This is a genomic window from Bradyrhizobium sp. I71 (assembly GCF_022354745.1).
In the GTDB taxonomy this organism is placed as follows: Bacteria; Pseudomonadota; Alphaproteobacteria; order Rhizobiales; family Xanthobacteraceae; genus Bradyrhizobium; species Bradyrhizobium liaoningense.
Map to the genome: position 1 here is coordinate 2,437,633 of NZ_CP059398.1, position 25,917 is coordinate 2,463,549.

Annotated in this window: 20 protein-coding genes; 12 read left to right on the forward strand and 8 right to left on the reverse strand. The window is 65.9% G+C overall.

Annotated elements, in window-relative coordinates:
• The 3 genes from FJV43_RS12050 (at position 1) to FJV43_RS12060 (ending at position 2,677) form a co-directional block, all read left to right on the forward strand.
• A complete protein-coding gene (locus FJV43_RS12050; protein ID WP_239627231.1) occupies positions 1-702 on the forward strand; it encodes a thiamine phosphate synthase in 702 nt (233 codons plus the stop codon).
• Positions 699-1,775 carry a tetratricopeptide repeat protein gene (locus tag FJV43_RS12055; RefSeq protein WP_239627233.1) on the forward strand — a complete coding sequence of 359 codons (1,077 nt, stop codon included), beginning with the start codon at positions 699-701 and terminating at the stop codon, positions 1,773-1,775. The genes FJV43_RS12050 and FJV43_RS12055 overlap by 4 nt, the downstream gene beginning before the upstream one ends.
• Before the next feature lie 110 nt (positions 1,776-1,885).
• Positions 1,886-2,677, forward strand: coding sequence for an inositol monophosphatase family protein (locus FJV43_RS12060; RefSeq protein WP_239627234.1), 792 nt, complete (start codon positions 1,886-1,888; stop codon positions 2,675-2,677).
• A 164-nt stretch (positions 2,678-2,841) separates the two neighbouring features.
• Here the strand turns inward: FJV43_RS12060 and FJV43_RS12065 are convergent, their stop codons facing one another.
• From FJV43_RS12065 to FJV43_RS12075, 3 genes are all read right to left on the reverse strand, one after another.
• Positions 2,842-6,000 carry a multidrug efflux RND transporter permease subunit gene (locus FJV43_RS12065; RefSeq protein ID WP_239627236.1) on the reverse strand — a complete coding sequence of 1,053 codons (3,159 nt, stop codon included), beginning with the start codon at positions 5,998-6,000 and terminating at the stop codon, positions 2,842-2,844.
• A 6-nt stretch (positions 6,001-6,006) separates the two neighbouring features.
• A complete protein-coding gene (locus tag FJV43_RS12070; RefSeq protein WP_239627238.1) occupies positions 6,007-7,200 on the reverse strand; it encodes an efflux RND transporter periplasmic adaptor subunit in 1,194 nt (397 codons plus the stop codon).
• A gap of 228 nt (positions 7,201-7,428) precedes the next feature.
• Positions 7,429-8,448: a cyclopropane-fatty-acyl-phospholipid synthase family protein gene (locus FJV43_RS12075; RefSeq protein WP_239627239.1), complete on the reverse strand. Its 1,020-nt coding sequence runs from the start codon at positions 8,446-8,448 to the stop codon at positions 7,429-7,431.
• Positions 8,449-8,615: 167 nt separating this feature from the next.
• Here FJV43_RS12075 and FJV43_RS12080 point away from each other — a divergent pair, with 167 nt between their 5' ends.
• The 3 genes from FJV43_RS12080 (at position 8,616) to FJV43_RS12090 (ending at position 11,388) form a co-directional block, all read left to right on the forward strand.
• Positions 8,616-9,632, forward strand: coding sequence for a flagellar motor protein MotA (locus FJV43_RS12080; protein WP_239627241.1), 1,017 nt, complete (start codon positions 8,616-8,618; stop codon positions 9,630-9,632).
• A gap of 162 nt (positions 9,633-9,794) precedes the next feature.
• Positions 9,795-10,823 carry a peptidoglycan -binding protein gene (locus FJV43_RS12085; RefSeq protein WP_239627242.1) on the forward strand — a complete coding sequence of 343 codons (1,029 nt, stop codon included), beginning with the start codon at positions 9,795-9,797 and terminating at the stop codon, positions 10,821-10,823.
• Positions 10,824-10,947: 124 nt separating this feature from the next.
• Entirely contained in the window at positions 10,948-11,388 is a 441-nt protein-coding gene (locus tag FJV43_RS12090) for a GNAT family N-acetyltransferase (RefSeq protein ID WP_239627244.1), read from the forward strand.
• A gap of 23 nt (positions 11,389-11,411) precedes the next feature.
• Here the strand turns inward: FJV43_RS12090 and FJV43_RS12095 are convergent, their stop codons facing one another.
• Positions 11,412-13,262, reverse strand: coding sequence for an ABC transporter ATP-binding protein/permease (locus FJV43_RS12095; protein WP_239627246.1), 1,851 nt, complete (start codon positions 13,260-13,262; stop codon positions 11,412-11,414).
• Between the two features lie 197 nt (positions 13,263-13,459).
• Here FJV43_RS12095 and rpmE point away from each other — a divergent pair, with 197 nt between their 5' ends.
• Positions 13,460-13,687: a 50S ribosomal protein L31 gene (rpmE, locus tag FJV43_RS12100; protein WP_028182497.1), complete on the forward strand. Its 228-nt coding sequence runs from the start codon at positions 13,460-13,462 to the stop codon at positions 13,685-13,687.
• A 189-nt stretch (positions 13,688-13,876) separates the two neighbouring features.
• Here the strand turns inward: rpmE and FJV43_RS12105 are convergent, their stop codons facing one another.
• Both FJV43_RS12105 and FJV43_RS12110 read right to left on the reverse strand, forming a co-directional pair.
• Positions 13,877-14,386 (reverse strand): DUF1465 family protein, encoded by a 510-nt coding sequence (locus tag FJV43_RS12105; RefSeq protein ID WP_239627247.1) that lies wholly within the window; start codon positions 14,384-14,386, stop codon positions 13,877-13,879.
• A gap of 544 nt (positions 14,387-14,930) precedes the next feature.
• The gene (locus FJV43_RS12110) at positions 14,931-15,122 is read right to left on the reverse strand and encodes a DUF1192 domain-containing protein (RefSeq protein ID WP_239627249.1); all 192 of its coding nucleotides are present in this window, start codon (positions 15,120-15,122) and stop codon (positions 14,931-14,933) included.
• 239 nt (positions 15,123-15,361) lie between these two features.
• Between FJV43_RS12110 and metG the strand changes: the two genes are divergently transcribed.
• From metG to FJV43_RS12125, 3 genes are all read left to right on the forward strand, one after another.
• Positions 15,362-17,086 (forward strand): methionine--tRNA ligase, encoded by a 1,725-nt coding sequence (metG, locus tag FJV43_RS12115; protein ID WP_239627250.1) that lies wholly within the window; start codon positions 15,362-15,364, stop codon positions 17,084-17,086.
• 66 nt (positions 17,087-17,152) lie between these two features.
• On the forward strand, positions 17,153-18,151 hold the full coding sequence (locus FJV43_RS12120) for an NAD(P)H-quinone oxidoreductase (RefSeq protein WP_239627252.1): 999 nt from the start codon (positions 17,153-17,155) through the stop codon (positions 18,149-18,151).
• A 151-nt stretch (positions 18,152-18,302) separates the two neighbouring features.
• Positions 18,303-21,179, forward strand: a complete 2,877-nt coding sequence (locus tag FJV43_RS12125) for an EAL domain-containing protein (RefSeq protein WP_239627254.1) — start codon at positions 18,303-18,305, stop codon at positions 21,177-21,179.
• Between the two features lie 184 nt (positions 21,180-21,363).
• On the opposite strand, the gene FJV43_RS12130 is transcribed toward FJV43_RS12125, so the two are convergent.
• Complete coding sequence (locus tag FJV43_RS12130; protein ID WP_239627256.1) at positions 21,364-21,627, reverse strand: hypothetical protein; 264 nt, start codon at positions 21,625-21,627, stop codon at positions 21,364-21,366.
• Positions 21,628-21,771: 144 nt separating this feature from the next.
• On the opposite strand from FJV43_RS12130, the gene FJV43_RS12135 reads away from it, so the two are divergent.
• Positions 21,772-23,268, forward strand: a complete 1,497-nt coding sequence (locus tag FJV43_RS12135; protein WP_239627257.1) for a sensor domain-containing diguanylate cyclase — start codon at positions 21,772-21,774, stop codon at positions 23,266-23,268.
• Between the two features lie 154 nt (positions 23,269-23,422).
• Here the strand turns inward: FJV43_RS12135 and FJV43_RS12140 are convergent, their stop codons facing one another.
• Positions 23,423-24,301, reverse strand: coding sequence for a UTP--glucose-1-phosphate uridylyltransferase (locus FJV43_RS12140; protein ID WP_239627259.1), 879 nt, complete (start codon positions 24,299-24,301; stop codon positions 23,423-23,425).
• 205 nt (positions 24,302-24,506) lie between these two features.
• Here FJV43_RS12140 and FJV43_RS12145 point away from each other — a divergent pair, with 205 nt between their 5' ends.
• Entirely contained in the window at positions 24,507-25,892 is a 1,386-nt protein-coding gene (locus FJV43_RS12145; protein ID WP_239627261.1) for a lytic murein transglycosylase, read from the forward strand.
• The last annotated feature ends 25 nt before the right edge of the window (positions 25,893-25,917 follow it).

Sequence of the window (25,917 nt, forward strand, 5' to 3'; positions counted from 1 at the left end):
TTGTCGAACAAACCGCCTCCGCCGCGCCCGGCGCCGCGTCTCTACCTCGCGACGCCTATTGTCGAGGACCCTGCGAGGCTCGTCGCCGATTTGCCGGGCCTGCTCGCTTCGGCCGATGTCGCGGCCGTGCTGCTGCGGCTGAAGGAGACCGACCAGCGCACCATGATCTCGCGCATCAAGGCGTTGGCACCGCCGGTGCAGAAGGCAGGCGCAGCTCTCCTCGTCGACGGTCATCCTGACATCGTCGCGCGCGGCGGCGCCGACGGCGCGCACCTCACCGGTCTTGCCGCGCTGGAAGAGGCGGCGCCCTCGCTCAAGCCCGATCGCATCGCCGGCGTCGGCGGGCTCGCCACGCGGCACGATTCCATGAGCGCGGGCGAGATGGGCGCCGACTATGTGCTGTTCGGCGAGCCCGACGAGAAAGGCCAGCGCCCGTCATCCCAGGCCATCGCCGAACGGCTGGACTGGTGGGCCGAGCTGTTCGAGCCGCCCTGCGTCGGCTTTGCCAATTCGCTGGAAGAGGCCCGCGATTTCGCCGCCAGCGGCGCCGATTTCGTGCTGGTCGGCGACTTCATCTGGGATGATCCGCGCGGGCCCAAGGCCGCACTGGTCGAGGCCGACGCTGCGATCAAGAAGGCCCATGCGACGGCGCCGGCGAGCCAGGATCCTGCGGGTCAGGAGCACGGCCAGCGCCCGACATGAAGCTTCCGCACATCACCATGCTGGCCGCGCTGCTGCTCACGGCGCCCGCGGCCGCGCAGCTCCAGATCACGCCGCCGGCCGCAACGCCGGGCGCACCCGCCGAAAAGCAGAAGCCCAAGCCGCACACGATCACCAAGAAGAAGGAGGCCGCTCCCGCGCCGAAACCTTCGGCCTCCCCCAAGCCGTCCCCCTCGCCCAAGCCGGCCGCGACCGTGATCCCCGCACCGCCGACCGACGATCCCAACGTCGATCTGGTCTACGGCGCCTACCAGCGCGGCCAGTACAAGACCGCGTTCGAGCTCGCCACCACCCGTGCACAAGCCGGCGATCCCAAGGCGATGACCATGCTCGGCGAGCTCTATTCCAACGCCATGGGCATCCGGCGCGACTACGCCAAGGCGGCCGAATGGTACAAGCGCGCCGCCGATTCCGGCGATCGCGAGGCGATGTTCGCGCTCGCCATGCTGCGCATGTCGGGCCGCGGTGGCCCGGTCGACAAGGGCGAGGCGGTCAAGCTGATGGCCTCCGCCGCCAAGCTCGGCGAGCCCAAGGCCGCCTATAACCTCGCCTTGCTCTATCTGGACGGCCAGACACTGCCGCAGGACGTCAAGCGCTCGGCGGAGCTGCTGCGCCAGGCCGCCGATGCAGGCCTGCCCGAGGCCCAATACGCGCTCGCGACCTTCTACAAGGAAGGCAACGGTGTGCCGAAGGACCCGGAACGCGCGGTGCGGCTGCTCCAGGCCGCCTCGCTCGCCGACAATGTCGATGCCGAGGTCGAATATGCGATCGCGATGTTCAACGGCACCGGCACGCCGAAGAACCAGCCGGCGGCCGTCGCGTTGCTCCGCAAGGCGTCCCGCCAGGGCAGCGCGATCGCGCAGAACCGGCTGGCATGGGTGCTGATCAACGGCGTGGGTACGCCCATGGACAAGGTCGAGGGCTTCAAATGGCACCTGGTGGCCAAAACGGCCGGCAAGGGCGACCCCGATCTCGACAAGCAACTATCCGATCTGCCGGCCGAGGAGCGGGCCAAGGCTGAGGCCGCCGCCAAGAAATGGCTCGGGACCAAATGACTTGACGCAATGACTTGACGCAAGCGCCCTCGCAGGGCACCCAATCCCTCAAACAGGCGCGACGTTCCGTCCCTGCCCCTGATCCCCGCCCCCGATCAAGTCCAGAGCTCATGCTGTATTCCGCCACTATCAACGTCATGGTCAAGGCCGCGCGCCGCGCCGGCCGCAGCCTCAAGCGCGATCTCGGCGAGATCGAGCATCTCCAGGTCTCGCTGAAGGGGCCGGCGAATTTCGTCTCGCTCGCCGACAAGCGCGCCGAGGAAATCCTCTATCAGGACCTCGCCAAGGCAAGGCCCGGCTACGGCTTCATCGGCGAAGAGGGCGGCACCCGCGAAGGCACCGACAAGAGCCACACCTGGATCGTCGATCCGCTCGACGGCACCACCAACTTCCTGCACGGCATCCCGCAATTCGCGATCTCGATCGGCCTCGCGCGTGAGGGCACGATCATCGCCGGCGTGATCTACAACCCCGCCAATGACGAGCTCTACATCGCCGAGCGCGGCAAGGGCGCCTTCCTCAACGACCAGCGCCTGCGCGTGGCCGGCCGCCGCCAGCTCAACGAATGCGTGGTGGCCTGCGGCCTGCCCCATATCGGCCGCGGCGACCATGAGGAATTCCGCCGCGAGATGACCGCAATCCAGAATCGCGTCGCGGGCCTGCGCCGCTTCGGCGCCGCTTCGCTCGACCTCGCCTTCGTCGCCGCCGGCCGCCTCGACGGCTATTGGGAGCGCAACCTGCAATCCTGGGACATCGCCGCCGGCCAGATCATGGTGCGCGAGGCGGGCGGTACGGTGAGCGACATCGAGACCCCTGGCGATCCGCTGGTGACCGGGCACGTGGTGTGCGGCAATGAGTTCGTGCACGGGGAGCTGGTGAAGATCTTGAGGAAGGCGGCGTAAGGCGGGAGCTCGCGCTCCACACTCCGCCGTCATTCCGGGACGCGCCACTGGGCGCGGGCCCGGAATCCATTCATCGACCGTGATTGCGGCCCGATGGATTCTCAGATGCGCAATTGCGCATCATAGTTCGCGCTACACGCGCCCCGGAATGACGGAAAGAACTGTCAGTGCCCGGTATGCGCCCGCGCCGGCGGGCCGTAGGCCTCATGTTCCTTCGCCGGCGCCGGCTCCCGGTCCCCGCCCAGCACGCGCTGCACCGAGACGAAGAACACCGGCACCATCAGGAGCGCCAGGATCACCACCGCGATCATGCCGCCCATCACGATGCTGCCCAGCGCCTGCTGGCTGGCGCCGCCGGCGCCATGCGCGATCGCCATCGGCAGCACGCCGCAGATGAAGGCGAGGCCGGTCATCAGGATCGGGCGGAAGCGCAGGCGGCAGGCCTCGATGGTGGCTTCCACCAGCGGCTTGCCTTCCTTCCGCAGATCCTTTGCGAACTCGATGATCAGGATCGCGTCCTTCGCTGCGAGGCCGATGATGGTGATGAGGCCGACGGTGAAGTAGACGTCGTTGGGCAGGCCGCGCAGCATGGCGGCGACCACGGCGCCGACGATGCCGAGCGGCACGGTCAGCAGCACCGCGAGCGGAATGGTCCAGCTCTCGTACAGCGCAGCCAGACACAGGAACACCACGAACACCGAGAGCGCCAGCAGGAACGGCGCCTGCGAGCCCGACAGCTTTTCCTGGAGCGATTGTCCGGTCCATTCATAGCCGAAGCCGCGCGGCAATCTGTCGGCAAGCCGCTCCATCTCGGCGATCGCATCGCCCGAGGTGAAGCCGGGTTTCGCTTCGCCGGAGATGCGCACCGCCGGATAATAGTTGAAGCCGGCGATCTGCGTCGGACCGCGTGCCCATTCCACCGTGGCAAAGGACGAGAACGGCACCAGCTGGCCGCGGCTGTTCTTGACGTTGTAGTTGAGGATGTCCTCGGTCCGCATGCGGTCGCGCGCGTCGGCCTGCACGACGACGCGCTGCATGCGGCCGCGGTTCGGGAAGTCGTTGATGTAGTTCGAGCCGAGATTGGTCGAGATCGTGTTGTTGATGTCCTCGAAGGTGACGCCGAAGGCGCCGGCCTTCTCGCGGTCGATCATGAGATTGACCACGCCTGCCTCGGGCAGGCCTTCGATGTAGACCTTCTGAAGCACCGGGCTCGCATTGGCCGCCGCGATCAGCTGGTCGGCAGCGCGCATCAAGGCGGAATAGCCCTTCTGGCCGCGGTCCTGAAGGCGGAACGAGAAGCCGGAGGAGTTGCCGAGATTGTCGATCGGCGGCGGCTGCAGCGCCGAGATCTTGGCGTCGCGGATCGATGAGAGGTCGCGGTTGATGTCGTTGACGATCGCCGCGGCGGAATCCTTGGGCCCGCGCTCCGACCAGTCCTTCAGCGTGATGAAGGCCTGCGCGGTGTTCATGCCCTGGCCGGAGAAGCTGAAGCCCGTGAGGAAGGTGACATCTTTGACTCCCGGCCGCGCGGCAAGATATTTCTCGACCTTCTCGATCACGGCCTCGGTGCGGGCGTAGGACGAATCCGACGGCGTCTGCACGTCGGTGGTGACGAAGCCCTGGTCGTCGACGGGCAGGAAGCCACCGGGCAGGCTGACGAAGGCCCAGGACAGGCCGACCAGCAGCGCGGCATAGACCAGCATCAGGCGTCCGGTGCGCTTCAGCGAGAAGCCGACCGTATTCGCGTAGCGGAACCGCGCGGCCTCCAGCATGTGATTGAACCAGCCGAACACGAAATTGCTGGAATGACCGTGCCCCTTGGCGACAGGCTTGAGCAGGGTCGCACACAGCGCCGGCGTCAGCGACAGCGCGAGGAAGGCGGAGAAGCCGATCGCGGCGACCATGGTGACGGAGAACTGGCGGTAGATGATGCCGACCGAGCCCGGGAAGAACGCCATCGGCACGAACACCGCCATGAGCACCAAGGTGATGCCGATGATGGCGCCGGTGATCTGCGACATCGCCTTGCGCGTGGCTTCCTTCGGCGGCAGGCCTTCCTCGGCCATGATGCGTTCGACGTTCTCGACCACGACGATGGCGTCGTCGACGAGGATGCCGACCGCCAGTACCATGCCGAACATCGAGAGCATGTTGATGGAGTAGCCGGCGAGCAGCAGCGTGGAACAGGCGCCTAAGAGCGCCACCGGCACCACGATGGTCGGAATGATGGTGTAGCGGATGTTCTGCAGAAACAGGAACATCACGACGAACACCAGCACCACGGCTTCCACCAGCGTCGTCAGCACCTTCTTGATCGAGGCCTCGACCACGGGCGTGATGTTGTAGGGGATCTCGTAGGTGATGTTGGCCGGGAAGAAGCGCGACAGCTCCTTCATCTTCGCTTCGACCGCGCTCGCGGTCGCCAGCGCATTGCCGGTCGGCGACATCAGCACCGACAGACCCGCAGTCGGCTTGCCGTTGAGGCGCGTGTTGAACTGGTAGCTGAGCCCGCCGACCTCGACGCGCGCGACATCGCGCAGGCGCACGGTCGAGCCGTCGGCATTGGCGCGCAGGATGATGGCGCCGAATTCGTCCGGCGAGGAGAGTTGCCCCTTGACCAGCACCAGCGTCGAGGTGCGCTGGCTGGACGTCGACGGCTCGGCGCCGATGCTGCCCGAGGCGACCTGCGCGTTCTGCGCGGAGATCGCCTTGTTGACGTCGTCGGCGGTCAGCCCGTAGCCGACGAGCCTGGCCGGATCGACCCAGACGCGCAAGCTGCGCTCGGTCGAGTACAGCGTGGCGCGACCGACGCCGGGAATGCGGCGGATCTCACCCAGCACGTTGCGGATCATGAAGTCGCCGAGGCCGACCTCATCCAGGCTGCCGTCGGTCGAACTCAGCGTGATGATCTGAAGCACCGCGCTGGAGGCTTCCTCGATCAGGATGCCCTGCTGCATCACCGCGCGCGGCAGGCGCGCCTCGACGCGCTTGATGCGGTTCTGGACTTCCACCGAGGCGTCGTTGGTATCGGTGCCGGGCTGGAAATTGGCGATGATCTCGACTTGGCCGAGCGAGTCGCTGGTCGATTCGAAATTGAGAATGCCGGAGGCGCCGTTGAGCTCCTCCTCGATCAACCGCGTGACGCTGTTGTAGAGGTTTTCGGGCGACGCACCGGGATAACTGGTCGAGATCGAGATCGAGGGCGGCGCGATGATCGGATATTGCGCGATCGGCAGCAGCGGCACCGCGATCGCGCCGATCAGGCAGATGAACAGCGCGACCACCCAGGCGAAGATCGGCCTGTCGATGAAAAAGCTCGGCATAGCGCGTTACCGCGTGAGCTGCTGGGCGTGCCGGTTGTCCGCGGTCGCTTCCACCTCCGACCAGGGTTGCGGCTTGACCTTGTCGCCGGCCGCGAACTTCTGGAAACCTTCGACCACGACCTTGTCACCGGCCTTCAGGCCTTCGGTGACGAACCAGAGTCCGTCCTGCACCGATCCCGTGCGCACCGGCTGGACCACGATGTGGTTGTCGTCCTTGACGACGAACACCTCGCTGCCGCCGCCGCCATTGCGCTGGACCGCCTGCTGCGGCACCGCGATCGCGTCGGAATCGAGACCCTGGTCGATGCGGACCCGGACATACATGCCCGGCAGCAGTTCGCGCCTGGGATTGGGGAACTCGCCGCGCAACGTCACCTGCCCGGTGTGGGCGTCGACCTTGGCGTCGGAGAACAGCAGCTTGCCGTCGAGCGAATAGATGGTGTTGTCGTCGAGCACCAGGCGCACCTTGGCGGCATCGGCGGCGATGCGATCGAGGTCGCCGGTCTCGAAGGCACGGCGGAGCTGGTTGAGTTCATTCACCGACTGGGTGAAGTCGGCATAGATCGGATCGAGCTGCTGGATGGTGGCGAGATTGGTCTCATTCTGCACGGCGAGCGCGCCCTCGCTGACCAGCGCCGCACCGACCACGCCGTCGATCGGCGCGCGCACGGTGGCATAGTCGAGATTGAGCTTGGCCCGCGCGAGCTCGGCCTTGCGGCCCTCGACCTCGGCATGGGCCTGGCGTTCGGCCGCGATCGCCTTCTCGTTCTCGGCTTCCGGGGCAGCGCGATCCTTGGTGAGGGTGGCGATGCGATGCGCCTGCTGTTTGGCCTGCATCAATGCCGCGTCGGCCTTGGCAAGCGCGGCCTCGTTGGCCATCACCTCGACCTCGAACGGACGCGGATCGATGCGGTAGAGCGGATCGCCTGCCTTCACCTCGCTGCCCTGGCGGAACAGACGCTGGACCACGATGCCGGACACGCGCGGCCGCACGTCGGAGACACGCGTCGGCGCGATGCGGCCCGGCAGTTCGCGCACCACGGCGCGCGGCTGCGGCTTGACGACGACGACGCTCACGTCAGGGGCGGCCGGCTGGGCGGCGGATACGGCGGAGCTGGATTCGTCGCAAGCACCAAGGAGCGGCGCAAGGGCCGCGAGCATCAATGCAACGCATGCCGATCGCGCGCGAAGTCCTGACATGAAATGTGGTGCCCCGATGTTGTTGATACTGATCACGCTCCGTGGGCCCGTCCTGGACTCCTTTCGCGCGCCGATGGCCTCAAAATAGAATGGACTTGCTGCGACGCAACGCGTGTTGCAGGCGGCTCATTGTCACACGACGTAACCCGTTGACTTCAGCTGCCTTTTAGCGACTCACCTGATTGTGAATCCAGTTCCACCGCCGCGTGCTGCGACCGAACACCGCAATCACTCCGCGGCCTTCATCCGATAATGGCTGATTCCCCATTCGGTTCCACCGGCGTAGCCAAACAGGCCGGATGTTGCGAGGAGGAACCAGCGCCAGCGACGCATGCAAGGAGCAGTCTCCTCGCCGTAGACCCTGCGCAAGGACGCCTCGATGGGGCCGCGATGCGCATCGAAATTGGCGAGCCAGTCGTTGGCGGTGCGCTGGTAATGCGTACCGCTCCAGCACCATTCCTTCTCGATCGCAAAGATATCGTCGAACTGCCTGACGAGGTGATGGCTCGGCATCAGCCCGCCCGTGAAGACGTGCTGCGCGATCCAGTCGTTGCGATCGAGCCGGTCGAACAGCTGCGAGCCCGAGCGATGGGTGGCGACCTGCATGAAGAGCCGCCCCTCCGACGCCAGCCATGACCGCACCCGTGTCATCAGCTTGCGCCAGTTCGTTATCTGCCCGAACATCTCGACCGAGACGATGCGGTCGAACTGGCCTTCGGGCGCGAACACGTTCATGTCCGCGGTGACCGCGCGCAGGTTCAGGAGTCCGCGGCGCCGCGCCTCCTCCTCGACATGAGCGCGCTGCGCCTGCGAGCCCGACACCACCGTCACCTTTGCATGGGGAAACTGCCGCGCCATCCACAGCGACAGCGAGCCCCAGCCGCAACCGAGCTCGAGGATGGTCTGGCCGTCGGCAAGACCGGCATGCTCGACGGTTTGGCGCAGCGCCTCCTCCTCCGCCTCCCGCAAGGTGCTCGCGTCGGTCTTGTAGAAGCAGGAGGAGAATTTGCGGTTGGGGCCGAGCACTTCGGCGAAGAAGCAAGCAGGCGCCTCGTCATGCCGGGGCCCCGCGCCCTCGGCAATCGGCCGCAGCATCATCCGCCCGGCGAAGGCGGCGTCATCGGCGGCGCCCAGCGCGGACAGGCGGCTCGCCGTGCGGGAGCACAAGCGCTGGATCGCGGCACGGACGACCACGTCCGGCAGCGGCACGTGTTCGGCACTCCCGATGATCGCGGAAACGACGCTCATGCACCTCCCGAATGGCGAGCTTCTGCAGATACCTGCTCATCAAAGCGCCGCTTCCGGCCCGGTTCCCCAGGCTGTCCCCGAAATTGGCGCATCCGGCGCTTTTTTTGGGCGGGCGCTGTGCCATAGTGCGCACCGCAAGCAAGCTTACGTAACGGATGATACCGGCCATGCCGTCTGGCACTTCCCGCTCCACCTTGGATATCGAGTACACGAAACTGTCCTCGCCCAGCGTCTTCCTGGTGCGGATGCTGGTCTTCCTGGTGCTGTGCACGCTGGTTGGCGTGGTGCTCTACAAGCAGATCATCCAGGCCTTCTTCGCCAATCCCGGGCTCAATGCCCTGATCGGGGCGGTGCTGTTCATCGGCATCGTGCTGGCCTTCCGCCAGGTCATCCGGCTTTATCCCGAAGTCTCCTGGGTCAACAATTTCCGCATCGCCGACCCCGGCCTGGCGCCGGCCCGGCACCCGAAGCTGCTGGCGCCGATGGCGGCGATCCTCGGCGGCGAGCGCTCCGGGCGGATGACCATCACACAGACCACGATGCGGCATTTGCTCGATTCCATCGCGACGCGCCTCGACGAGGCCCGCGACATCTCGCGCTACATGACCGGCCTCCTTGTCTTCCTCGGCCTGCTCGGCACCTTCTGGGGCCTGATCGAGACGGTCGGCTCGGTCGGCAAGGTGATCGACGGGCTCAAGGTCGGCGGCGATGCCGGCTCGCTGTTCGACACGCTCAAGGAGGGCCTCGCCGCCCCGCTCAGCGGCATGGGGATCTCGTTCTCCAGCTCGCTGTTCGGCCTCGCCGGCTCCCTGATCCTCGGCTTCCTCGACCTGCAATCGAGCCAGGCGCAGAACCGCTTCTACACGGACCTCGAAGACTGGCTCGCCACCACCGTGCGCGAATATGGCAGCGGCGAAGCGCCCGTTGCGTCAGGCGGCGGCGGCGTCGCCAGCGGCGAGCTCCAGGCCGCGGTCGAACGGCTGCGCTCCGTGTTCGAGGAAGGCAGCGCCAGCCGCGGCACAACGGCGGCGATGGCGAGCCTTGCCGAAGCGATCCAGGCGCTGGTCTCGCACATGCGCACCGAGCAGCAGATGATCCGCGAATGGGCCGACGGCCAGGGCGAGCAGAACCGCGAGATCCGGCGCCTGCTGGAGCGCATCGCGCGTCAGCCCGAGAAGAGTTGAGAGTAAAGTGGAGGGTCTCGTGCCCCCGGACGCGGCGCAGCACGCAGTGATGCGCTGCTGAGCCGGGGCCCGGAATCCTCTGAACGATAGTGGGTCCCGGCTCTGCGCAGCAGCGTTGCACGCTGCAGCGCGTCCGGGACACGAGAGTGGAGATCAACGGACATGGCTCTAGCGCGCGGCCGCCGCAGCGAAGGCGCCTTCAACTACTGGCCGGGCTTCGTCGACGCGCTGTCGACGCTGGTGCTGTCGATCGTGTTCCTGCTGTCGGTGTTTCTGGTCGTACAGTTCTTCCTGTCGCAGGAAGTCACCGGCAAGGACAAGGCGCTGGAGCAGCTCAACGCCAAGATCGCCCAGCTCAACGAGCTCCTGTCGCTGGAAAAGCTCGGCAAGCTCAGCCTCGACGATCAGGTCTCGCAATTGAAGGCGGGCCTCGCCTCGGCCGAGTCCGAGCGCGACCGCATCAAGGGTCTCTATGACGGCCTTGCCGCCGCCGGCAACGACGCGCAAGGCAAGTCCGCCGAACTCGGCAAGGCGCTGGACTCGGAGAAGGCTGTCTCGGCGCGGGCCCTGGCGCAGATCGAGGTCTTGAACCAGCAGATCAGCGCGCTGCGCCGGCAATTGGCGGCCCTGGAAGAGGCGCTGGATGCCAGCGAGAAGCGCGACAAGGAATCGCAAAATCGAATTGCCGATCTGGGCTCTCGCCTGAACGTTGCCCTGGCGCAGCGCGTGCAGGAATTGTCGCGCTACCGCTCCGAATTCTTCGGCCGCCTGCGCGCCATCCTCGGCAACCGCCCCGACATCCGCATCGTCGGCGACCGTTTCGTGTTCCAGTCCGAAGTGTTCTTCGATACCGGCCAGGCGACGCTGCTGCCCGAGGGCCGCGCCGAGCTCGACACGCTGGCGACTGCGCTGATCGAGCTCGACAAGAAGATCCCGAGCGAGATCCCCTGGGTGCTCCGCGTCGACGGCCATACCGATGTGCGTCCGGTCAACGGCCCGAACTTCAAGTCGAACTGGGACCTGTCCGCGGCCCGCTCGATCTCGGTGGTGCAATATCTGATCTCGCTCGGCGTGCCCGCCCAGCGCCTCGTCGCGGCCGGCTTCGGCGAATTCCAGCCGCTCGATCCCGGCAACACCGAGGAGGCCTACAAGCGCAACCGCCGCATCGAGCTGAAGCTGACGGAGCGGTAGTGGTGAGGGCCGCGCGATACTTACCACACCGTCATGGCCGGGCTTGTCCCGGCCATCCACGTATTTGCTTCCGCGTGCGCCGCCGCTCGTGGATGCCCGGGACAAGCCCGGGCATGACGACCTCATGATCCACCTTCGCCCCTACCGCCCCGAGGACGAGGCCGCTGCGATCGAGCTCTGGCAGCGCACCTGGCAGCAGGCCTATCCGCAGATCGACTTCGCGGCACGGCTGGAATGGTGGCGCGAGCGCTGGCGCAAGGACCTGGTGCCGAAGGCCTCGATCGCGGTGGCGGAGCAGGACGGTGCGTTGACCGGTTTCGTCACGATCGATGGCGAAGGCTATCTCGACCAGCTCGTGGTCGATCCGGAGCATTGGGGCTCGGATGCAGCGCGGCTGCTGGTGGATGAGGCCAAGCGCCTCTCGCCGGGAGGAATCACGCTGCTCGTCAACAAGGACAATGCCCGCGCCATCCGCTTCTACGAGCGCAACGGCTTTGCCCATGCCGGCGACGACGTGAACCCGACCTCGGGCCGGCCGGTGCTGAAGATGGAATGGAAGCCGTAGGCGTTCTCTCCAGCGTTGACCCTCTACGCCCCCTCGAACTGCAACCGCGCCAGCCTCGCATAGAGTCCGTTCGCCGCCACGAGCTCGGCATGCGTGCCCTGCTCGACGATCCGGCCCTGGTCCATCACCAGGATGCGGTCGCAGGACAGCACGGTTGCGAGGCGATGCGCGATCACCAGCGTGGTGCGGTGGCGCATCAGCTCTTCCAGCGCGGTCTGCACCAGCGTCTCGCTTTCGGCGTCGAGCGCGGAGGTGGCCTCGTCCAGCAGCAGCAGCGGCGCATCGCGCAGGATGGCGCGCGCGATCGCGATGCGCTGGCGCTGGCCGCCGGACAGCGTCACGCCGCGCTCGCCGAGCGCCGTCTCGAAACCTTCGGGCAGGCGGCGGATGAACTCGGCGGCATGCGCGAGCTCGGCGGCACGCTCGACCTCGACATCGGTCGCATCGGGCCGGCCGAAGCGGATGTTCTCGCGGGCGGTCGCAGCGAACACCACCGAGTCCTGCGGCACCAGCGCGATGCGGGCGCGGAAATCGCGCGGGTCGGCGGATTTGACCGGCACGCCGTCGAGCGAGATCGTCCCGCTCCGCGGATCGTAGAAGCGCAGCAGAAGATGAAAGATCGTGCTCTTGCCGGCGCCGGAGGGACCGACGATCGCGACCTTCTCGCCGGGGCGCACGGTGAACGACACGCCATCGAGCACCTTGACGTCGGACCGCGCCGGATAGGCGAAGCTGACCTGATCGAAGCCGACCTCGCCGCGCGCCGGCACCGGCAGCACGCGCGGCGCCGCGGGCGCGGCGATTTCGGGCTTCACCTGCAGGATCTCGAACAGGCGCTCGGCCGCGCCCGACGCCGCCGAGACCTCGCCCCAGACCTCGCTGAGCTGGCCGAGGCCCGCCGCGGCGAACACGGCATAAAGCACGAACTGGCCGAGCCGGCCCGGCGTGATCGCGCCGCTCAGCACGTCGTGCGAGCCGATCCAGAGGATGGCGACGACGCTTGCGAACACGATGAAGATGATGATGGCCGTGAGCACGGCGCGGGCCTGGGTCGAGGTTCGCGCGGCTTCATAGGCCTGTTCGACCTCGCCGCCGAAACGCTTCTCGGCAAATTGCTCGCTGGTATAGGCCTGCACGGTACGGATCGCGCCGACCAGCTCGCCGGCATAGGCCGAGGCTTCGGCGAGCGTATCCTGTGCATTGCGCGACAGACGCCGCACCCACCGCCCGAAGGCCACCAGCGGCAGCACGATCAAGGGAATGGCCAGCAGCACGAAGCCGGACAGCTTCGGGCTCGTGATCACCATCATCGCCGCGGCGCCCAGGAACATCATCAGGTTGCGCAGCGCGATCGAGACCGAGGCGCCGACGGCCGATTTGAGCTGGGTGGTGTCGGCGGTGAGCCGCGAGATCAGCTCGCCGCTGCGGGCGGAATCGAAGAAGGCGGGGGAGAGCGAGAGCAGGTGGGCGAAGACGTCGCGCCTGAGGTCGGCGACGATGCGTTCGCCGATCGTCATCACGAGGTAGTAGCGCGCCGCGCTCGCGAGCGCGAGCACGCCCACCACCGCGAGCATCACCGAGAAGTAGCTGTTGATCAGCTCGATGCCCTCAGGCGTCAGGCCGAAATCGATCATCCTGCGCACGGCGATCGGCACCAGCAGCGTCGTCAGCGCGGCGACCGTGAGCGCGACGAAAGCCAGCGCCGCCCGGCCGCGATAGCGGCTCACATAGGGCGCGAGCGCAAGCAGCGGCCGCAGCTTGGCGCGCCCCTTGGCGGGCTCTTCGATCAGCTCGGCCTCGATCGACGGGATGTCCGCGACGTTCATTGCGGGCCGATTGACATCGTGGTCATCAAGCCGTTCCACTGCGCTCATGATATCCGACCTGTTGCATTGGTTTGCACCCAATAGGCTGGTGTAGGGGTAGTGGCAAATCCGGGAAGTCCCTTAGGGGCAAACCCGGTTTGACGGCCCGACACGGCTTGTTTTGCAAGGTTTCGTGCGGTATAGAGCCGCCCAAATCCGTCATTCGCTAGCCACCCAAGAAGGCGCCGGAGCGCCGAGGAATTGCCATGAAAGCCGAAATTCATCCGGATTATCATACGATTAAGGTCGTCATGACCGACGGAACCGAGTACCTGACCCGCTCGACCTGGGGCAAGGAAGGCGACACGCTGAACCTCGACATCGACCCGAAGTCGCACCCGGCCTGGACCGGCGGCTCCACGCAGATCATGGACCGCGGCGGCCGCGTTTCGCGCTTCCAGAAGAAGTTTTCGGGCTTTCTCAAAAAGGATTGAGCCGGCCGCAAGGCTGAAGACGAAAAAGCTGGAGACGAAAACGCCCCCGCAAGCCGGGGGCGTTTTTGTTTTCAGGCGGTCGTTCCGGGGCGATGCGTAGCATCGAACCCGGAACCTCGAGATTCTCAGGTGCGCAAGTGCGCACCGTAGTTCGGCTCTACGAGCCGCCCTGGAATGACAGCGAGAGGCTTACCGCTCGAACGCGGCCTTCAGCGCGTTGAGGTGCGGCACCAGCGGGTTGCCGATCGCCACGTGCTCGGCCGGCGGGGTGTGGATCGTGCTGTCGAGGCGGCGCACGCGGATCTGCAGGCTCATCGAGCGATGAATCAGGTCCTGGAGCTGCGCGGGCAGCTTCTCGATGGTGTCGACGGGACCAGGATCGGCCGCGGTGAGCTTGACCTTGGTCTTCTCGCGGTTGGCCTGGCTCAGCGTCATCTCGCCCTCCTTCACCGCGCGATGCAGCAGCAGCCAGGAAGCAAGCTGCATCAGGCGCGTGGTGAGGCGCATGCTCTCGGTCGCATAGGTGAGGCTGACGGCGCGATCGAGTGCCTTGGCCTCGACGCGACCGGCGCCGTCGAGATAGGCGGCGGTCTCTTCGACGAGGTCCATGCCTTCACGGAACAGAGCGCCGAACGCCGCAGAATTGGTGAACCGCTCGCTGAGCTGAACGAGAGCGCCTTCGGCCTGCAAACGTTCCATGGTTAACGCCCCTTACGCAACTGTTTGACTGTCCGGCTTGGCGCCGGCTTATGATGAACAAATCATTGCGCGGGCGGAGCGCGGAGTCCAGTGACAAGCGCGGATATGGTTTCCGCGGGACATTCCTCGCAAATGCAACTGAGGGGATATTCTTGTTTCGACAGGTCTTCTCGACGCGAAGCGGTATCCGCTGCGCTTTGCGCAAAAAAAGAGCCGCCGGAGACCGGCGGCTTTGAAAGTTGATAACAGGGAGGCGTCAAACAGAGTGGACAGGAGCCACTCGGTGTCCAAACGAGGACAGTTCCAGTCATAAACCCGAAAGCTTAATCGACCGTAAACGAGCTAATTTTTTGAGAGTTCGTTAGCCATGTCGGCCAGCGGCCGAGCCGAGGTCTCGTGCCCCGGACGCAGTGCGGCACGAAGTGCTGCACTGCTGAGCCGGGGCCCAGCCCTTTGGCCGATGTGTTGGTGAGGCATGGGTCCCGGCTCTGCGGCGCGTCACTAGGTGCCGCACCGCGTCCGGGACACGAGAGTCGGGACAATCCTACGACTTGAAGAAGCTGTCCGCCGCATCGCGCGAGGCGCGCTTCCTGGTGGCGGCTTCCTCCAGTCTTGCGATCTCGGTCTTGAGCAGCGCGACGCGCTCGGTCAGTTCCTCGACCGACAACAGTGAAAGATCCTGGCCGATTTCGTGCGTGATCTTCCTGCGCGGGCGGTCGTCGTCTTCCATGGCCATGTGTGTCTCCCGAGCGGTCCTGAAGGACGCTGATCTGGCGTTCTCCATCCCGAAATGCTATCGTTTCTGTACAAGGAGAAATGTGCAGTGACTTTCGCGAGCGCGCAACATTTGACGCGAATGCCCCGGCCCGACCGCAAGGAGGCTGACCGGACGGGATGAGAGCGCGTCCACGCGCGTGAGGCATGAGCCGACCCCAAGCCCTTCCGATCATGCGGGAGGGCTTTTGATTTTCCGGTTTGATCTCTTCCGGGTCGGCATCACCAAACGCGAAAGACGCAGCCATGTCCAAAATTCTCATCACCAGCGCCCTTCCCTATGTGAACGGCGTCAAGCATCTCGGCAATCTGGTCGGGTCGCTCCTGCCTGCCGATGTCCATGCCCGCTTTAGACGGCAGACCGGCGACGAGGTGCTCTTCGTCTGTGCCACGGACGAGCACGGCACGCCGGCCGAGCTCGGCGCCGTTCGCGCCGGACAGGACATCCAGACCTTCTGCAGCACGCAGCATGCAAAGCAGGCCGACATCTACCGCCGCTTCGGCCTGTCATTCGACCATTTCGGGCGGACCAGCTCGCCGCAGAATCGCGCCCTGACGCAGCACTTCTATCGTAGACTCGAACAGGGCGGACTGATCGAGGAACGCGCGTTGCAACAGGTCTGGTCCCCGGTGGACGGCCGTTTCTTGCCAGATCGCTACGTGCTCGGCACTTGCCCGCATTGTGGCGACCCATCCGCACGCGGCGATCAATGCGACCACTGCGGCACGCTGCTCGATCCGCCCGAACTGATTGATCCGAGATCTGCGCTGTCGGGCGACCGCGCGCTTCAGACCCGCGAAAGCCGCCATCTGTTCCTGCGGCAGTCGCGGCTTGTCGCAGCGTTGAGCGAGTGGATCGACAGCCGGTCCGGCTGGCCTTCCTTCGTGGTGTCAACTGCGAAAAGCTGGCTCACGGCTGATTTGCGCGATCGCTGCATTACGCGCGATCTGACCTGGGGCATTCCGGTTCCGCGCCAGGGATTCGAGAACAAGGTATTCTACGTCTGGTTCGACGCGCCGATCGGCTACATCGCAGCCACGGAGGAATGGGCCGCCGCCGCGCCAGGCCGCGACTGGCGAAAATGGTGGTGGCAGGCCGATGACGTCCGTTACATCCAGTTCCTCGGTAAGGACAACATCCCATTCCACACTGTAAGCTTTCCGGCAACGCTGATCGGCTCGAACGAGCCGTGGAAAACAGTCGATATCGTCAAGGGATTCCACTGGCTGAATTACGAAGGCGGCAAGTTCTCGACCAGCCGCAATCGGGGCATCTTCACCGATCAGGCCCTGGAAGAACTGCCGGCCGATCTCTGGCGCTGGTGGCTGATCGCCAACGCGCCCGAAAGCGCCGACACCGATTTCAGTATCGCGAAGTTCGTCGCCGACGTGAACAAGGATCTCGCTGACATCTTCGGCAACCTCGTCAATCGCATCGTCCGCTTCGCCCATCGGGCCTTCGACGGCCGAATTCCGGAAGGCGGTGCGCCGGGCGCGGCCGAGCACCTGCTCGCACGCGAACTCGAGCAACGTATCGCGACGCTGCGACGGCACCACGAGGCGCTCGAGTTTCGTGCGGCGGCGGCGGCAACTCGCGCGATCTGGGATGTCGCGAACGCTTACCTGCAGCACGCCGCGCCATGGACGGCCAGCAAGTCCGATCCGGTACGCGCAGCGCTCGTGACTCGGACAGGACTCAATCTGATCAGCGTCTGCGCCGTGCTGGCTTGGAGTATCATACCCAGCCTCTCGGAAAATGTGCTGCGCGCCTTCGGTCGCATTGACGCTGTTCCTAGCTGGCCCGTTGGCCCACTCGCGGACCTGCTCGATGGCGGTGCCGGCACGGCCGTCGCTCCGATCCGTCCATTGGTCGAGAAAATCTCTCTCGAGAGAGCACGGCATCTGGCAACGCGGTTCGGGCCTTAATGTCGTTTCACTTTGGCGGAAAAGGCGATATGCCATCCGCCGATCCCATGCACTCAAGGACACATCATGGACAAGCTGCCCGCGCAAATGACCGTGATCGCCATCTCCAAGCCCGGCGGACCGGAGGTGCTGGTGCCGGAACAACGCCCCGTTCCGCAGCCCGGCCCGGACGAGATCCTGGTCAAGGTCGAAGCCGCGGGCGTGAACCGGCCTGACGTCGCGCAACGCTCCGGCGCCTATCCGCCGCCGCCCGGCGCCAGCGACCTGCCGGGCCTCGAGATTGCGGGCGAGGTGGTCGCGGTCGGCAGCAATGCCAGGCGGCACAAGGTCGGCGACAAGGTGATGTCGCTGGTCGCCGGCGGCGGCTATGCGCAGTACTGCATCGCCCAGGATGCCCAGGCGATGAGCGTGCCGCCGGCCTTGTCGCTCAAGGAAGCCGGCGCGCTGCCGGAAACCCTGATGACGGTCTGGCACAACGTGTTCGAGCGCGGCGGCCTCAAGGCCGGCGAGACGCTGCTGATCCATGGCGGCTCCTCCGGCATCGGCACCATGGCGATCCAGCTTGCGAAAGCATTCGGCGCCAAGGTGTTCGTCACCGTGGGATCGCAGGACAAGATCGACGCCTGCCTCAAGCTGGGCGCCGACCGTGCCATCAATTACAAGACCGAAGATTTCGTCGCCGTGGTCAAGGGGGAGACCAACAACCTTGGCGTCAACCTGATCCTCGACATGGTCGCCGGCGACTATGTCGATCGCAACTATGATGCCGCGGCGGTCGATGGCCGCATCGTCCAGATCGCCACCCTCAACGGCCCCAAGGTCAGCGTCAACATCGCCAAGGTGATGGTCAAGCGCCTGGCCCATACCGGCTCGACGCTGCGCCCCCGTACTAATGCGGACAAGGCCGCGATGGTGGCCGCGATCGAGGCGAAAGTGATGCCGCTTTTGCGCGAAGGCCGCATCAAGCCGGTCATGGACAGCGCTTTCCCGCTGGAAAAGGCGGCGGATGCCCACCGGCGCATGGAAACCAGCGCACATATTGGCAAAATTGTGTTGGAGGCCTAGGCCGCCGGCCCACAGGCCAGGCCGGAAACCCTTTGATTTTCCTCGCTTTCGTGGCATCTATCGCGACGCGCCGAACCACTTCGGTCCGGTCTGAATCGCCTTCTAGATTCGCCTTGCACTCAGAGTTTGCGTCGAACGCGGAGAATTGACCTTGCGTCTGATCAGGTGCCTCGCGCCCATCGCGCTGGGCCTCATGATTCTTGTCGCCGCGTATCCCGCGCGCGCGCTGGACGCCGTCAGCGTCCGCAGCGACGCGCCCGCGATCGACCTCACCGGCGTGCTCGAGCATCAGCGCAGCGATGCCGATCGCATCCAGGTCTCCACCGCGCCCGGCACCGACGGCATCGTCCGCCGCATCGAGGTGCGCGCCCGCGAAGGCGGGCAGAACTGGGTGGTGTTCGCGCTCGCCAACAACACCGACGACCAGCTCGACCGCCTGATCGTCGCCCCGCATTATCGCATCGTCTCCTCGGGGCTGCTGTGGCCCGACCTCGGCCTGTCGCGCATCGCGACCATCACGCCCTCGATCGGCGACCGGCCCGAGCGTCAGGAAAGCGCCACCGCCGACGTGTTCCGCATCACGCTCGACCCCGGCGCCGTCGTCACCTTCGTCGCGGAACTGCGCACCGACAAGCTGCCGCAGCTCTATCTGTGGGAGCCGGAATCCTACAAGGACAAGGTGAATTCCTTCACGCTCTACCAGGGTATCGTGATCGGCATTTCCGGCCTGCTGGCGCTGGTGCTGACCATCCTGTTCGTCGTCAAGGGCAGCATCATGTTCCCGGCCGCCGCCGCGCTGGCCTGGGCGGTGCTGGTCTATATCGGCGTCGATTTCGGCTTCTGGGGCAAGGTGCTCGACATGTCGAACAACGCCGAGCGCATCTGGCGCGCGGCGGGCGAGGCCATCCTCGCGGCAACGCTGCTGGTGTTCCTGTTCGCGTACCTCAATCTCAGCCGCTGGCACGTGCGCTATTCCCACATCACGATCGGCTGGCTCGCCTTCCTCGGCTCGCTGGTGGCGCTGGCGCTGTTCGATCCGGCGGTGGCCTCCGGCATCGCGCGCATCTCGCTGGTGCTGATCGCCTTCGCCGGCTTCGCGCTGATCGTCTATCTCTCCACCCACGGCTTCGACCGCGCGGTGCTGTTGATCCCGACCTGGTTCCTGCTGGTGGTCTGGGTGGTCGCGGCCGGCATGACCGTCGCGGGCTCCGTCACCAACGACATCGTCGGCCCGGCCCTGCTCGGCGGCCTCGTGCTGATCGTGATGCTGATCGGATTCACGGTGATGCAGCACGCCTTCGCCGGCGGCGGCGCCACCACCGGCATCGTCTCCGACATCGAGCGGCGGGCGCTGGCGCTCGCCGGCTCCGGCGATCTGATCTGGGATTGGGACGTGTCCGCCGACAAGGTGTTCACCAGCCCCGAGACCGAGGCCCTGCTCGGACTCAAGCGCGGCACGCTGGAAGGACCCGCGGCGTCCTGGCTCGAAGTGCTGCATCCTCTCGACCAGGACCGTTTCCGCGCCGCGCTCGACAGTGTGCTCGACCAGCGCCGCGGCCGCCTGGTGCAGGATTTCCGCCTGCGCACGCCGGACGGTCATTTCATGTGGTTCGCGCTGAAGGCCCGCCCGGTGGTCGGCTCCGACGGCGAGGTCTCGCGCGTCGTCGGCACGCTCACCGACGTCACCGAGCTCCGCAACGCCGAGGAACGCCTGCTGCACGATTCCGTGCACGACAACCTCACCGGCCTGCCCAACCGCAAGCTGTTCATGGACCGGCTGGGCGCTGTCGCCAACTTCTCCAAGACCATGCCGACGCTGCGGCCGACGCTGATGGTGATCGATCTCGACCGCTTCAAGCAGGTCAACGATTCCGTCGGCATCGCGGTCGGCGATTCCATCCTGCTCACCCTCGCCCGCCGCCTCACCCGCATCCTGAAGCCGCAGGACACGCTGGCGCGACTGGCCGGCGACCAGTTCGGCCTGATCCTGCTCTCGGAACAGGACCCGGCCCGCATCACCGCCTTCGCCGAGACCATCCGCAAGACCATCCGCGCGCCGATCGCCTTCAACGACCGCGAGATCTTCCTCACCGCCTCGATCGGCCTCGCTTTGTCCGATCCGCAGACGCAGCTCACGGACGAGATCATCAAGGACGCCGAGCTGGCGATGTACCACTCCAAGCGCATCGGCGGCGACCGCATCGACGTCTACAAGCCCGCCATGCGTGCGCGGAAGACGGACCGGCTGACGCTGGAGAGCGAATTGCGCCGCGCCATCGAGCGGCAGGAGATCACCATCCTTTATCAGCCGATCGTGCGGCTGGAGGATCGTTCGATCGCCGGCTTCGAGGCCCTGGCGCGCTGGGATCACCCGAAGCTCGGCCGCATGGCGCCGTCGGAATTCATCACCATCGCCGAAGAGACCGGGCTGATCGTCGACCTCGGCATGTTCGTGCTCGACCAGACCGCAAAGCAGCTCTCGGTGTGGCAGCGCGCGATGCGCTCGCGCGACCCGATCTTCGCCTCCGTCAACGTCTCCTCACGGCAGTTGCTGCGCCACGATCTGATCCACGACATCCGCACCGTGCTGTCGCGCTCCTCGGTGGCGCGCGGCACGCTCAAGCTCGAACTGACGGAATCGCTGGTGATGGAGAATCCGGAGCACGCGGCGCAGATGCTGACGCGCATCCGCGAGCTCGGCACCGGGCTGTCGCTCGACGATTTCGGCACCGGCCATTCTTCGCTGGCCTATCTCCAGCGTTTCCCGTTCGACACCATCAAGATCGACCAGTCCTTCGTGCGCACCACCAGCCGCGGCACCCGTCCGGTGATCCTGAAGTCGATCATCGCGCTCGCGCACGATCTCGGCATGGATGTGGTGGCGGAGGGCGCCGAGACCGATTCCGATGCGGTCGAGCTCTACCAGATGGGCTGCGAATACGCGCAAGGCTTCGCCTTCGGCGAGCCGATGGACGCCGATGCCGCGATGCGCCTGCTGACGGAAGTGCGGCTGGAAGCGGCGAGCTGACGGCTCTCGTCTTTCCTTCTCCCCTTGTGGGAGAAGGTGGCGCGAAGCGCCGGATGAGGGGTTCGTTCCGCGAATTCAAATGCGCGAGACTAGCGCGCGGAGAGAACCCCTCACCCGCCTCGCCGCTTCGCGGCGAGCCACCCTCTCCCACAAGGGGAGAGGCGAAGAGCACGCCTCGTCGAGGTCAACGCCGCCGCTCGTTCCTCTGCTTCCTGAACCGCACGCTCGCACCGTCCGGCATCCGCGTCGCCACGAAGCCCGCGGCGAGGCAGGCTTCGCGTTGCGGCATCTGGATGTCGGGGCTGCGCAGGCTGTCCCACCAGGAGGCACGATGCGCCGCGCGCGGCAGCGCGGCGCCGATGATCTCCTCGATCTGCTCGAAGCTCAGCACGAGCTCCTCCTGCTTCTGCCGCATCAGATAGTCGCGCAACGCGTCGTAGTCGTTCACAAGCGTCCTCTCGTCCGAAGTCCCGTCCGATCTGCCAAAAACCGTTCGACCCATACACCGATTCTTAACTCATTGCGGTAGCGCCGTCCTGCCTTAAACACTACGCAAGCTTTCGGGCGCATCCACTGGTAGGGGGAGCGAACGATGCCCTTTGGATGGCGCGAAATCACGGTCCGGCGGCCATGGCGGATTTCGGCGAAGCTGCTGATCATCTCGTCCGTGGTGACGGTGATCGGCTTCTCGGCCATTTGCGTCAACGTCATGCTGGACATGCGCCGCGGCGAGGAGGCGCTCGCCCGCCAGACGCTGGAGAACCTCGCGACCTCCATCGAGTCCGACATCGGCCGCAACATCGAGATCTACGACCTGTCGCTGAAGGCGGTCGCCGGCAACATGCTGCTGCCCGAGCTCGCGACGGTCTCCAAGACGATCCGCCACCTGATCCTGTTCGACCACGCGACGACGGCCCGGCATTTCGGCGCCATCCAGGTGTTCGATGCCGAGGGCCGGCTGATCATCGACGCTTCCACGCTCGATCCCCTCGCCGAGAACCGGAGCCAGGAGGACTATTTCACGGTCCACCGCGACAATCCCGGAGCCGGGCTCTTCATCAGCCGCCCGATGCTGTTCCGCGGCGCCTATTCCATCGTGCTGAGCCGGCGCATCAGCGATACCGACGGCGGCTTCCTCGGCGTCGTCGCCGGCTCGATCCGCTTCAGCTATTTCCACGAATTGTTCGAGCGGCTGAACCTGGACCCTGAAGACACCATCACCGTGCTCAAGCGCGACCGCACCATCATCATGCGGCGGCCGTTCGATCTCGACATCATCGGCACGAACCTGAACGACCGCCGGAGCTGGAAGGCCGACAATCTCCCGGCCGGTGCCTCCTATTCCGGACAGGGCCCGGTCGATCCGACGCCGCGGCTCTATGTCCGCAGCGGCGACAGCGGACCGCTGTTCGTGGTGGCGGGCAGGCCCCTGGCCGCAGTGTTCGCACTCTGGCAGAGGGAGGCGTTCCGCATCGGCGCCGTGGTGCTGGCACTCGCGCTGTTCGTGCTGGGATCGACGCTCGTGCTCGCGCGCGAGATCGGGCGGCGCGCCGAGGCCGAACGCAAGCTCGAGGAGATGGCGACGACGGACGCGCTCACGGGCCTGAGGAACCGCCGCAAGTTCGATACCGTCATCGACGTCGAATGGCGGCGCGCGATGCGCCAGAAGGCGCCGCTCGCGCTCCTGATGATCGATGCCGATCATTTCAAGGCCTACAACGACACGTTCGGCCATCAGGCCGGCGACCAGGTGCTGGTCGGCATCGCCATCTGCATTTCAGATTCCGTGAGCCGCGCCGGCGACTGCGCCGCGCGCTATGGCGGCGAGGAATTCGCCGTATTGCTGCCGAACACCTCGGCCGACGATGCCTTCAAGGTCGCCGAGAAGATCCGCCTCAAGGTGCAGGGCTGGTCCGACGGCCAGGCGGCCTCGACGGTCTCCTGCGGCATCGCCAGTCTCGTGCCCGCCGCCGGCATGGACTGGCCGGTCCTGGTCGCTGCCGCCGACAAGGCGCTCTATGCCGCGAAGGCCGGTGGGCGCAACCAGTCGGTGGTCGCCAGCATTCCGAAGCTGTCGCGGGTGGCCTAACGAACTCTCTCGCCGTCGTCATTGCGAGCCACCGGGTCCGCGCGAAGCGCGGCCCGATGACAGGCTCCACGAAGCAATCCAGACTGCCTCCGCAGAGCCAGCCTGGATTGCTTCGTCGCTTCGCTCCTCGCAATGACGAGTGGAGAGATAGCGCCTACTCCTGCCCCAGATACTTCTTCATCTCGGCGATCAGCCCGTCGCGCAGTTCCGGGCGCTTCATGCCGTAGGCGATGTTGGCACGCAGGAAGCCCGGCTTGGAGCCGCAATCATGGCGCTCGCCATCGAACTCGACGCCATAGAATTTCTGCGTCCTGGCAAGGCCGATCATGGCGTCGGTGAGCTGGATCTCGCCGCCGGCGCCGCGCTCCTGGGTCTCCAGGATCTTGAAGATCTCCGGCTGAAGGATGTAGCGGCCGGTGATCGAGAGATTGGAGGGCGCCGTGCCCTTGGCCGGCTTTTCGACCATGCCGTCGACCTCGAACATCTTGCCGTTGCGCTTGCCGACACCGCAGATGCCGTATTGGTGGGTCAGGTGATCGGGCACCGCCTCGACCGCGATCAGATTGGATTTCTCGCCAAGCGAGGATGCCATCTCGATCATCTGCTTCAGGCAGCCGGGCGTGTTGAGCACGAGCTCGTCCGGCAGCACCACGGCAAACGGCTCGTTGCCGACGATGTCGCGCGCGCACCAGACGGCGTGGCCGAGGCCGAGCGGCGCCTGCTGGCGGGTGAAGCTGACGGCGCCGGCTTCCGGCTGGTTCTGCGCCAGGATGTCCTGCTCGGCCTTCTTGCCGCGCGCGGCCAGCGTCGTGTCGAGCTCGAACATGCGGTCGAAATGATCCTCGATGACGTTTTTGTTGCGGCCGGTGACGAAGATGAAGTGCTCGATGCCGGCTTCCTTCGCCTCGTCATAGACGTACTGGATCAGCGGCTTGTCGACGATGGTCAGCATTTCCTTCGGCATCGCCTTGGTGGCAGGCAGGACGCGGGTGCCGAGGCCGGCGACGGGGAATACAGCTTTGCGAATTCTCATGTGATTGATCGAATACCTGGGGGCACATGTGACGGGAGCAATGGCTTCTTGCTAGCCTGTTTGCAGCCGCCAACAAAGGCGGATGTGGGGCCTCGCCCGGTCAGAGTTAAGAAAAAGGCCGTCACCAAAATTTCACCTTTGTTAAGCTATTGGCAACGCTAACCGGGCCTCCTGTGGCGGATTTTTTCAGGCCGACGGGTGGGACATGATGCAAACGATGGCAGGGCTGGCAAAACGGGCGGGATTTCTGACCGGCGCAGCGATGGTTGCTACCGCTTCGCTGCTGCCGGCCTGCGCGCACGCCCAGGCGCAGAACGGCCTGTCCAACCTGTTCGGCGGCATCTTCTCCGGCTCCAGTCCGGCACCTTCACAAGCGCCGCCCGGCCCCGGCGGCGCTCAACCCTGGAGCGGCGAGGACGGCGCCTCGGGCCATCCGTTGATGACGGCCGCCGCGATCCGCGAGGCCGCCGGCAATTTCAGCAATTGCGTCGCCGCGATGTGGCCCGATGCCGCACGGCGCGGCATCACGCAGGAGAATTTTCAGCGCTTCACCGCAGGCCTTGGTCCCGACCTGCGCATCATGGACCTCATGGACTCGCAGCCGGAGTTCACCAAGTCGATCTGGGACTATCTCGACATCCTGGTGAACGACAACCGCCTCGCCAAGGGCCGCGAAATTCTCGCCAAGTACAAGGCGCAGTTCGAGGCCACCGAAAGGGCCACCGGCGTCGACCGCTACATCATCGCCTCGATCTGGGGCATCGAGTCTAACTACTCGACGCAGATGGGCGACCGCAGCGTACTGCAATCGACCGCGACGCTCGCCTGCATCGGCCGCCGCCAGGCCTATTTCAAGGACGAGTTCCTCTCCGCGCTGGAGATCCTCAACCGCGGCGATCTCAGGCTTGAGCAGCTGCGCGGCTCCTGGGCCGGCGCCTTCGGCCCGACCCAGTTCATGCCGACCGCCTTCAAGCGCTTCGCCGTCGACGGCGACGGTGACGGCAGGCGCGACGTCGTCGACAATCCCACCGACCTGATCGCCTCCACCGCCAACAACCTGAAGAAGGACGGCTGGCAGTCCGGCCAGACCTGGGGCTACGAGGTCGTCGTGCCCCAGGGCTTCAACTACATGCTGGCCGACCGCGCCAAGGGGATGACGATCGCGCAATGGGAGAAGCTTGGGCTGAAGCGGGCGACGGGGCAGCCCTTCCCGCACCCGGCGGAGAAAGCCTATCTGCTGGCGCCGGCCGGCGCGCAAGGACCGGGCTTCCTGATGCTGCAGAACTACCGCGTCATCATGAAGTACAACCCGGCCGAGGCCTATGCGCTGGCGATCGGCCATTTCGCCGATCGCTTGCGCGGGGGGCAGCCCTTCGTGCAGCCCTGGCCGCGACAGGAGCGCGAGCTGGCGCGCACCGAGCGGCTGGAACTGCAGCAGCTGCTGGCCCAGCGCGGCTTCTACAAGGGCACCCCGGACGGCCAGTTCGGCGGCCAGACCCGGGAAGCCCTGCGCAACTTCCAGGCCTCGATCGGGGTCCCCGCCGACGGATTTGCCTCATCGGACGTGCTGGACCGGCTGCGCGGGCGGTAAAATCGCGCCAAAAGTAACCCTGAGG